The sequence below is a fragment of the Kitasatospora sp. NPDC057518 genome (assembly GCF_042802075.1).
Classification (GTDB): domain Bacteria; phylum Actinomycetota; class Actinomycetes; order Streptomycetales; family Streptomycetaceae; genus Kitasatospora.
Map to the genome: position 1 here is coordinate 1 of NZ_JBHVEU010000334.1, position 9755 is coordinate 9755.

Below are 9755 nucleotides of genomic sequence, written 5' to 3' on the forward strand. Positions count from 1 at the left end.
CCTCGGGGGAGGGCCGGACCCGACGCCCGGTGCGGGAAGGTGCAGGGTGGTGCGAGGTGGTGTGAGGTGGTGCGCGCGGGTCAGCAGCAGCCGTAGCTGAAGCTGCCGCAGGTGCCGCACCAGCTCTGGTCGGTGCTGTTGCAGACGTCGTTGTTGGTGAAGGGCTCCTCACCGCCGCTGAGGGCGGTCAGGTCCGGTTCGCCCAGCGGGTGTCCGGGGGTGGTGCGGGCCGTCTCGGGGTCCTTCCAGGACCGGACGGTCTCCTCGTCGCTCATGGTCCGACTCCCTCCGGGCCGCTCAGCAGCAGCCGAGGGTGAAGGCGCCGCAGGTGCTGCACCAGCTCCGCTCGGTGTTGTTGCAGAGGTCGTTGTTGGTGATCTGCTCCTCGCCGCCGCTGAGGGCGGTGAGGTCGGGCTCGCCCAGCGGGTGTCCGGGCGTGGTGCGGGCGGTCTCGGGGTCCTTCCAGGACCGGACGATGTCCTCGTTGCTCATGGTTCGACTCCTTCGGGGTCGTTCGGCAGGGGCGTTCAGCAGCAGCCGAAGCTGAAGCTGCCGCAGGTGCCGCACCCGGTCTGGTTGGTGGTGCAGATGTCGTAGACGGTGATCTGCTCCTCGCCGCCGCTGAGGGCGGTGAGGTCGGGCTCGCCGACCGGGTGGCCGGGGGCGGTGCGGGCGGTCTCGGGGTCCTTCCAGGACCGGACGATGTCCTCGTTGCTCATGGTTCGACTCCTTCGGGGTCGTTCGGCAGGGTCGTTCGGCAGGGGTGTTCAGCAGCAGCCGAAGGTGAAGCCGCCGCAGGTGCCGCAGGCGGTCTGGCCGGTGCACATCTCGAAGACGGTCACCGGCTCCTCGCCGCCGCTGAGGGCGGTGAGGTCGGGCTCGCCCAGCGGGTGGCCGGGGGTGGTGCGGGCCGTCTCGGGGTCCTTCCAGGACCGGACGGTCTCCTCGTCGCTCATGGTTCGACTCCTTCCGCTCCGGGACGGGGGGTACGGGCCGTCAGCAGTGGGTGCCGGTGGCCCAGGTGGGGCAGCAGCCGCCGGTGCCGAGGGCCTCGCTGCCGCCCTCCTCGTCGGACAGGCCGCCGACGAACAGGCCGAGGTCGACCTCGCCGGACGGGTGGGCGGGGGCGACGGCGCGGGCCGCGTCCTCGGGGTCCTTCCACGCACGGGCGGTGCTGTTGTCGCTCATGGCGTTCCTGCCTCTCGGTGGTGGTTCCTCGACCGGACGGCCGGGCGGCCGACCGGGGTTCGTGGGGACGGGCGTCGAGCGGCCCGTCGGAAAGGTGGTCCGTCGGAACGGTGGCCCGTCGGCTTCAGCGGCTCGCGGCGGGGCGCACGTCGGTGTCGGCCGCGCCGAACAGCAGGCGGTACGCGCCCTCCTGCTCGATCAGCTCGTCGTGGCGGCCGCGTTGGACGATCCGGCCGTGTTCGAGGACGAGGATCTGGTCGGCGTTGCGCACGGCGTTCAGCCGGTGGGAGACGACGATCCGGGTGACGGCCAGCTCCGCGAGCGCGCCGTCGACATGGCGTTCGGTCTGCGGGTCGAGGTGGCTGGTCGCCTCGTCGAGCAGCAGCAGCCGCGGCCGGTGCACCAGGGCCCGGGCCAGGGCGACCCGTTGGCGCTGGCCGGCCGAGAGCGCCGAGCCGCTCTCGCCGACGGGCGTGTCGTACCCCATCGGCAGGGCCAGCACGTCCTCGTGCAGCCCGGCGATCCGCGCGGCCCGGATCACCTCGGCGTCCTCGGCGTCGGGCCGCCCGAGGGTCAGGTTGTCCCGGATGCTGCCGCCGAACAGGCTCAGCTCCTGGAGGACGGCGCCGCAGTGGGCGCGCAGGTCGGCGAGGTCGAGCCGGTCGATCGGCACGCCGTCGTGGCGCACCGTCCCCTCGTCGGGCGGGAGCAGCCCGAGCAGCAGCAGGGCCAGGGTGCTCTTGCCGGACCCGGTGCGGCCGACGATGCCGAGCTTGCCGCCGGCGGGGACGGACAGGTCGATCCCGCTGAGGGCCGGCGGCCCGGACGCCTGGTAGCGGAAGGTCAGCGCGCGGACGTCCACCGAGGTCGCCTTCCGGGTGGTGAGCCGCAGCCGGCCGCCGGTCTCCGCCGGGGCGTCCAGGACGTCGAAGAGGCGTTCCACCTGGGCGTTGACGGTGAGGTAGAGCTGGCCGGTGGTCGACAGGGTCTCCAGCGGCGCCAGGACGGACAGCACCAGGCTGTTCGCGGCCAGCATGGTGCCCAGCGTGGAGCGGCCGGTCATGACCATCCAGGCGCCGACGCCCAGCATGAGCAGCGGCCCGAGCGAGGTCATCGCCCGCTGCGCCCCGGAGAGCCCGGCGGTGGCGCGTCCGCGCCGCAGCATCGCGCCCTGGTAGCGGGTGAACAGCCCCTGCCAGTGCTCCACGGCGCGGCTCTCCACGCCGTTCGCCTTGAGCGGCAGGATCGCCTCCAGCGCCTCGACCAGGTAGCTCTGCTCCTCCGCCTTGGCGACCAGCTCCAGTTGGGCGAGGTTGCGCAGCCGGCGGTGGGCGTGGACCACCAGGAGCAGCTGGAGCAGGAACAGCGGGGCGACGGCCAGCAGGTAGAGGGGCTGCAGCAGCACGACGGCGACCAGGTAGCCGACCAGCAGGACGCCGTCCAGGGCCACGGTCATCAGCTGCTGGGTCAGGGTCTCCCGGGTGCTGGAGACGCTGGAGGTGCGCATCAGCAGGTCGCCGCGGCCCCGTTCGAGGAAGAACCGCAGCGGCAGCCGGAAGAGGTGTTCGACGAAGGAGCGGGTGAGCACCAGGTCGCCGCGCCGGCGCAGGGCGAGCAGCGCCAGTGCGCGCAGGGCGGTCAGCAGTCCGGTGAGCAGGGCGATGCCGACGGCGGACAGGGCCAGCAGGACGGGCAGGTCGGTGCGGTGCTGCGGGAGGAGCGAGTCCACCACGGTGCGGGTGAGCAACGGGACGGCCAGGCCCAGCAGTTGCAGCAGTCCGGTGACCAGGGCGGTCAGGGCGAGCAGGGAGCGGCCGCCCGGGGCGGCCAGGAAGCGCCGCAGGTAGCGGACCATCGGGCGGTCGCGCAGCGGGGTGTGCCGCTCCTCGAAGGACTCGCCCGGCTCCAGGGCGACCGTCACGCCGCCGTACAGGCCGTCGAAGTCCTGCCGCGAGATCTGGCGGCGCCCGCCGGCCGGGTCGACCAGGCGGACCGACCGGCGGTCGACCCGCTCCAGGACGACGAAGTGGTGGGTCCGCAGGTAGGCGATGACCGGGCCGCGCAGCGGCTGCTCCAGTGCGGCGGGGCCGCGGTCGACGCGGACGGTCAGCCCGGCCTGCCGCGCCGCGTCGACGAGCACGGCCGCCGAGGCGCCGTCGCGTCCCGCGCCGAGCAGCGGGCGGCAGTCGGCCACCGTGGAGTCCCGTCCGTAGTGGCTGAGCACCATGGCGAGGCAGGCGGCGGCGCACTCGGTCCGGGTGAACTGCAGCCGCTGGGGCACCCGGTGGGCGCGCCGCCGGGAGCGCTCCCGGGCGGGGGCGGCCGGCCGGGCGGGGTCGGTCGCGGCGCTCACGGGGCCTCCTGCGGGGCGAGCAGCAGCACGGGGGCGACGCGCTCGGGCGCGGCGATCCGCAGCAGTCCGTGGCCGATGCCGGCCAGGCCGGTCATCAGGCCGGGCGTGACGATCCCGCCCGGGGTGCCGCAGACCGGGCCGCGCTCCTCGATCGCGGCCAGCAGGGCGTCGCGGGTCCGGGAGTGGTCGTCCCGGGCCCGGGCCACCCCGGCGCGGGCGGCCGCGGCGAACAGCTCCAGGTTGCCCAGGGTGCCGTGGCAGAGGCTGTCGTCGCCGATCTGGCCGGCGTCGGCGGTGGACCGCACGGCGCGCAGCAGCGCCCGGTCGCTCGACGGGGTGCGGACCCCGGCGGGCAGGTCGGCCCGGAGCAGTCCGATGCCGGGGGCGCCGTGGCACCAGGCGTGCACGGCCGCGAAGGTGCCCGGGGGAGGCGTGGCCCGCCAGGGCCGGGGGGCCTGCTCCCGGTAGTCCGGCCAGTTGTCGACCTCGGGGTCGTAGCCGGCCTCCTCGTAGGCGAGCGCGGCCCGGCCGGTGCGCAGCGCGGCAGCGTCCCCGGTGCGGGCGGCGTGCCGCAGCAGTGCCCAGCCGATCCCGCCGGCGCCGTGGGACATGCCGAGCAGCGGCCGTGCGGCGGGCATCGCGGTGCGCCAGGCGACGGTGCCGCCGGGGTGCGCCTCGGCCTTCTCCACCAGCAGCCGCGCGCAGCGCCGGGCGCAGCCGTGCGCGGCGGCGCCGTACCGGTGCGCCAGGGCCTCGGCCACGGCGAGGCAGCCGGCCGCCCCGCCGATCAGGTCGAGCTGCCGGTCGTCGTCCAGGGCGCCGGCCGCCGCGGTGAACAGGCCCGGTACGGGCTCCGCCAGGGCGGGGTCGTCGAGCAGCACGGCGGCGCAGTCGAGCGCGTACGCGGTGCCCGCGAGGCCGCCGAACGCCCCCCAGGAGCGGTTCGGCGTGTGGCGCAGCACGTGGGCCAGGTGCTCCGGGAACGGTGCCAGGATCCGCCGCGCCCACCGCGCGTAGCGCTCCTCCCCGGTGACGGCGGCGAGCTGGGCGAAGAACAGCGCCGTCCCGGGGTAGCCGCCGTACAGGTCGTCCCGCAGGGCGGTGACCCGCCACTGGTCCCGGCTCAGGTCGAGGCCGAGCCAGCCGGCCCGCCCGCCGTCGCGGCGCGCGTCGGCCAGCAGCCGGTCGGCGACGGACCGGGCGAGGCGCAGGGCGCGTTCGCCGGGGGAGCGGTCCGGGCCGGTGGCGGGCCCGGCCGGGCGCGGGCCGGTGCCCGCGGGTGCGGCACCGCCGGCCCCCGCGGTGGTGGCCCGGGCGGCGAAGGCGGCCCGGATGATCCAGTCCTGGGTGGCCAGGTCGTGCTCGTCCATGGCGGCGACGATCCGCCGGGCCCGGTCGAGCCCCGACTCGGGCAGTGCCCGCGGCAGCGACCGGCCGCGGTGGGTGCGCAGGTCGCGGGAGCCGACGACGGAGCGGAACAGCGGGACGTCGCCGCTCCAGAGGTCCTCGGCTTCGAGCCGCAGCAGCGGCCGCTGGGCGGGGTTCCCGGCGGACTGGGCGAAGATCAGCCCGAGCACCCGGTCGCGGTCGAGCGCGTCACGGGTGACGTCCGGGTGGGTGCTCTCGCCCAGCAGGTGGGCGTAGACCCGGGTGGCGCGGACGATGGTGCGGCAGGTGTCCTCGCGGAAGCGCTCCAGCGGGCCGTCCGGTGCGAGCAGCGTCTCGCGGTGGGCGGCGATGGCGCGGTAGCCGGCCTCGAACCCCGCCCGCAGGGACGCCAGGTGGTCGGCCGGGTCGACGTCCCGGCCGTCCAGTCGCGGCCGGTTCGCGCTGCCCTCGAAGGCGCGCTGCACCCGGGTCAGGCGCATCTCGTCGGTGCCGTCGCCCTCCCAGGTGGGCGACTTGAAGGGCATGACGGCGCCCTTGTCGGCGCCCATCCCGCCGACGTCCAGCACCGCGCCGCCGTCGCCGACCAGTACCGAGGGCAGCAGGCCCACCCGCTGCACCGAGTGGGCGAGCAGGTGCTGCGCCGGGTCGTCGTCGATCAGCGGGCTGCCGGTCAGGTGGGGCACGCCGACGTGGAACAGGGACTCCAGGTCGACCGCGACCGGGTGCTCCCCGACGGCGATCACGTTCTCGAAGTGGAAGTCGGTGGCAGCGGTCGCGTAGAGCAGGGCCAGCAGCGCCCCGAGGCGGTGGTAGAAGCGCTCGGCGGCCGCGTGGTCGGCGCACGGCGCCGGTTCCACGTACTCGATCCAGCCGTACCCGCCCCGGTCCCACACCGCCACGGTGCCCGGGCCGGGGCCCGGCAGGACGGTGTCGTACCAGTCGACCAGGGCGTTGAAGTGTTCGTGGACGGCCAGCGGCCGGGGCTTGTACACCAGCCGGGCGCCGGAGGAGAAGGTCAGCAGCGCGACCGAGCGGCCCGCCTCGTGGCCGTCGCCGCGGCCCGTGCGCACCTCGGTCAGCTCGCCGGGGTCGCGTCCGGCGAAGAGCCGCTCGACCAGCGCGGGCCGGTCGGCGGTGAAGCGGTCGAGGAACTCCCGGTGCGCGTGGACGGCGTTCAGGGTGGCGCACGCCAGCAGCCGGGCCAGGACGGCGTACTCGTCCAGCAGCGCGGCCAGCCGCTCGGGCTCCCGCTGCCAGGCGATGAAGGCGTGGAAGCGTTCCTGCGGGGTGTCGCCGATCAACTGGCCGGACAGCCGGGCCACATGGAGTTCGAGGACGAGGGTGCGGCCGAGGACGGAAACCAGCTGGTCCCGCAGGCCGGCGGTGAGCGAGCGCCGGACGGCCGCGAGGACGGCGGCGGAGGGCTCGGTGGCGTCCCCGGTGCGGGCGGGTGCCTCCAGCAGGCGGAGGGCCTCGGCGAGGAAGGGTTCGACGACGGCCGCGAAGTCGGCGAAGCCGTGCCGGTGCGTTCCGTCGTGCCCCTCGTCGTGTTCCGTGGTGTCTTCCCCGTCGGGCGCCGGGGGCAGCCGTGGTGCGCGGGCGACGACGTCCTCGACGAACCGGGCCCAGGCCGGTTTGGCGGTGCGCGCGGCCAGGCTGTCGGGGTGTTCGGCGAGCAGCCGGCGCAGCAGGGGCGGGTCGATGCCGAGCGCGCGGGCCTGGGCTTCGGCGGTGTCCGGCGCGTGGTCGGTGAACGCCGAGCGCCAGCGGGCCAGTCGGCGGTCGGCGCGCCAGCCGAGGCTGCCCTCCGCCGGGTTGTCGGCGACCGGGGCGGGCGGGTCGCCCTCGCCGCTCAGACGTTCGGCCAGCCACAGGCCGCGGGCCCACCAACTCCCGGTCAGGGGTGCGCGGTCGACGCGTGACCAGGGCGGGGCGGCGGCCGCGGCATCGGGCGGGGTGTTCGAGGGCATGCTGGACTCCTGGGGCGCGGAGGACGGGCGATCCGGAGGCGGGCAGGCGGACGCTGCCGGGAACGGGCAGGCGTTGGCAGCTGGTGTGAATGACTGTGATTCACGGATTCATGTCAGCTGGTGCCGCGATGCGAGTCTGCTCGGCTTGCGGCGGCCCGTCAAGTGGTGTGAACGGCAATGCCCAAGTCATTCATCTCAGCTGCCAGCAGGGGCAGGCCGGTCGTGCCGTGAAGGCCGAACCGTGCCTCACGCTTGGGGTGTTGAGCGCTGCCCACGTCTCTGCGGCGGGCCGCACGGGTGCCGTCGGCCCAGGGTGCGCGACCCGGCGCCGATGTCAGCGGGTGGCGGTGCCGACCGGCTCGTCCGCGTCCTGGGGGTCGTCGGCGTCGCTGAGTCCCAGGCGCAGGTGCTCGATGTGGTAGACGGCCTGGTCGAGCAGTGCGGCGACGTGGTTGTCGTAGAGCGCGTAGACCACCTGGCGGCCGTTGCGCCGGCCGATGACCAGGCCGAGGTTGCGCAGCAGGCGCAGCTGGTGGGAGCAGGCGGACTGCTCCAGGCCGACCTCGGCGGCGAGCTCGGTGGCGGCGCAGGGGCCCTCGCGCAGCCGGGAGAGGATCAGCAGGCGGGAGGGTGTGGCCAGGGCTTGCAGGGTGGTGGCCACCCGGGCAGCGCTGGTGGCGTCCAGGCGCGTGTGCGGGACGGCGGTGGCGGGGGTGGCTCCATGACCCATGCGGGCAATACTACAACTGATAGATGAAGGGGCCTTCATATGTTCATGTATCGTGAGTGAGTCACCGGCCCCGCCCTGCCCAGGCCTGCCCCGAAGGGTCCCGTCCGCCATGTCCTCCACCACCCTGACCGAGCGCCCCGCGTCCCCGGGCGCGCCGCGTCCGGACACCGCGCCCCGGCGGCGCACCCGGGTGCTGTCGCTGCCCGAGGCCCGCTGGGCCGCCGCCGCGACGGTGCTCTTCCTGGTCGCGCTGCCGCTCCAGCTGACCGGTGCCCCCGCCTGGACCTGGGGCCCGCTGTACGCCCTCGCCTACGCCACCGGCGGCTGGGAACCCGGCTGGGCCGGGCTCCAGGCGCTGCGGGAGAGGACCCTCGACGTCGACCTGCTGATGATCGTGGCCGCGCTCGGCGCCGCCGCCGTCGGGCAGGTCATGGACGGCGCGCTGCTGATCGTCATCTTCGCCACCTCCGGCGCCCTGGAGGCGCTGGCCACCGCCCGTACCGCCGACTCGGTGCGCGGACTGCTCGACCTCGCCCCGGCCACCGCCACCCGGCTGCTGCCCGACGGCGGCGAGGAGACCGTGCCCACCGAGCGGCTGGCCGTCGGGGACACCGTGCTGGTCCGGCCCGGCGAGCGGATCGGCGCCGACGGGCGGGTGCTCGACGGCGCGAGCGAGGTCGACCAGGCCACCATCACCGGCGAGCCGCTGCCGGTCGCCAAGCAGCCCGGTGACGAGGTGTTCGCCGGCACCCTCAACGGCACCGGGGCGCTGCGGCTGCGGGTCGAGCGGGACGCCTCGGACACGGTGATCGCCCGGATCGTGCAGCTGGTCGAGGAGGCCTCCGAGACCAAGGCACCCACCCAGCTGTTCATCGAGAAGGTCGAACAGCGCTACTCGCTCGGCATGGTGGCCGCCACCCTCGCCGTCTTCGCCGTCCCGCTGGCCTTCGGCGCGGCCTTCACCGGCTCGCTGCTGCGGGCGATGACCTTCATGATCGTCGCCTCCCCGTGCGCGGTGGTGCTGGCCACCATGCCGCCGCTGCTCTCCGCCATCGCCAACGCCGGGCGGCACGGCGTCCTGGTCAAGTCCGCCGTCGTGATGGAGCGTCTGGGCCAGGTCGACGCCGTCGCCCTCGACAAGACCGGCACCCTCACCGAGGGCACCCCGCGCGTCACCGACCTCCGGCCGCTCACCGGCTCCGGCCTCGCCGAGGCGGAGCTGCTGGCGCTGGCGGCCGCGGCCGAGCACCCCAGCGAGCACCCGCTCGCCCGCGCCGTCGTCGACGCCGCCCGCGACCGCGGCCTGACCCCGGCCGCCGCCGAGGACTTCGGCTCCACCCCGGGCGTCGGCGTCACCGCCACCGTCGACGGCCGGGTGGTCGTGGTCGGCGCGCCCGCGCGACTGATCAACGGCCGTACCGACGCCGCGTGCGCCGAAGCCGCGGCGCTGGCGGCCGAGTTGGAGGAGGCCGGCCGCACCGCCGTGCTGGTCGAGGCGGACGGCGTCCCGGTCGGCGTGCTCGGCATCGCCGACCGGCTGCGCCCGGACGCCGCCGCCACCGTCGCCGCGCTGACGGCCCTCACGGGTACCGCGCCGATGCTGCTCACCGGCGACAACCCCCGCGCGGCCGCCCACCTGGGCGCCGAGGTCGGCATCACCGACGTCCGGGCCGGGCTGCTGCCGCAGGACAAGGTCGCCGCCGTCCGCGAGCGGGAGGCGGCCGGACGGAAGGTGCTGGTGATCGGCGACGGCGTCAACGACGCGCCCGCGCTGGCCGCCGCCCACACCGGCATCGCGATGGGCCGGGCCGGCTCCGACCTGGCGCTGGAGACCGCCGACGCGGTGATCGTCCGTGACGAACTGGCCACCGTCCCGGCCGTGGTGGCGCTCTCCCGGCGGGCCCGGTCCTTCGTGGTGCAGAACCTGGTGATCGCCTCGGTGTTCATCACCGCCCTGGTGGTCTGGGACCTGGTCGCCACCCTCCCGCTGCCGCTGGGCGTGCTCGGCCACGAGGGCTCGACCGTCATCGTCGGCCTCAACGGGCTGCGGCTGCTGCGCGAGGCCGCCTGGACGAGGGCGCGCGCCCTCTGACGGGTCCGGAACAAGCTCGGACCGAGGCCGGCG

General features: G+C 75.5%; 9 protein-coding genes. 1 reads left to right on the plus strand and 8 read right to left on the minus strand.

Annotation, left to right across the window (positions count from 1 at the left end; translation table 11 throughout):
• Positions 1-80 precede the first annotated feature (80 nt).
• The 8 genes from ACFU7Z_RS28315 to ACFU7Z_RS28350 all read right to left on the minus strand — a co-directional run bounded on the left by ACFU7Z_RS28315 (position 81) and on the right by ACFU7Z_RS28350 (position 7630).
• Positions 81-275 (minus strand): hypothetical protein, encoded by a 195-nt coding sequence (locus ACFU7Z_RS28315; protein WP_380780505.1) that lies wholly within the window; start codon positions 273-275, stop codon positions 81-83.
• A gap of 22 nt (positions 276-297) precedes the next feature.
• Positions 298-492, minus strand: a complete 195-nt coding sequence (locus ACFU7Z_RS28320; RefSeq protein WP_074003147.1) for a hypothetical protein — start codon at positions 490-492, stop codon at positions 298-300.
• Positions 493-527: 35 nt separating this feature from the next.
• Entirely contained in the window at positions 528-719 is a 192-nt protein-coding gene (locus tag ACFU7Z_RS28325) for a hypothetical protein (protein ID WP_074003146.1), read from the minus strand.
• 48 nt (positions 720-767) lie between these two features.
• A complete protein-coding gene (locus ACFU7Z_RS28330) occupies positions 768-956 on the minus strand; it encodes a hypothetical protein (protein ID WP_074003145.1) in 189 nt (62 codons plus the stop codon).
• A gap of 40 nt (positions 957-996) precedes the next feature.
• Entirely contained in the window at positions 997-1188 is a 192-nt protein-coding gene (locus tag ACFU7Z_RS28335) for a hypothetical protein (protein WP_049659012.1), read from the minus strand.
• A gap of 124 nt (positions 1189-1312) precedes the next feature.
• Entirely contained in the window at positions 1313-3541 is a 2229-nt protein-coding gene (locus ACFU7Z_RS28340) for a peptidase domain-containing ABC transporter (protein ID WP_117485623.1), read from the minus strand.
• Positions 3538-6900, minus strand: a complete 3363-nt coding sequence (locus ACFU7Z_RS28345; RefSeq protein WP_380780508.1) for a type 2 lanthipeptide synthetase LanM family protein — start codon at positions 6898-6900, stop codon at positions 3538-3540. The genes ACFU7Z_RS28340 and ACFU7Z_RS28345 overlap by 4 nt, the downstream gene beginning before the upstream one ends.
• 334 nt (positions 6901-7234) lie before the next feature.
• Complete coding sequence (locus tag ACFU7Z_RS28350; RefSeq protein ID WP_074003144.1) at positions 7235-7630, minus strand: helix-turn-helix transcriptional regulator; 396 nt, start codon at positions 7628-7630, stop codon at positions 7235-7237.
• Positions 7631-7739: 109 nt separating this feature from the next.
• Between ACFU7Z_RS28350 and ACFU7Z_RS28355 the strand changes: the two genes are divergently transcribed.
• A complete protein-coding gene (locus ACFU7Z_RS28355; RefSeq protein ID WP_380780511.1) occupies positions 7740-9722 on the plus strand; it encodes a heavy metal translocating P-type ATPase in 1983 nt (660 codons plus the stop codon).
• Positions 9723-9755 lie beyond the last annotated feature (33 nt).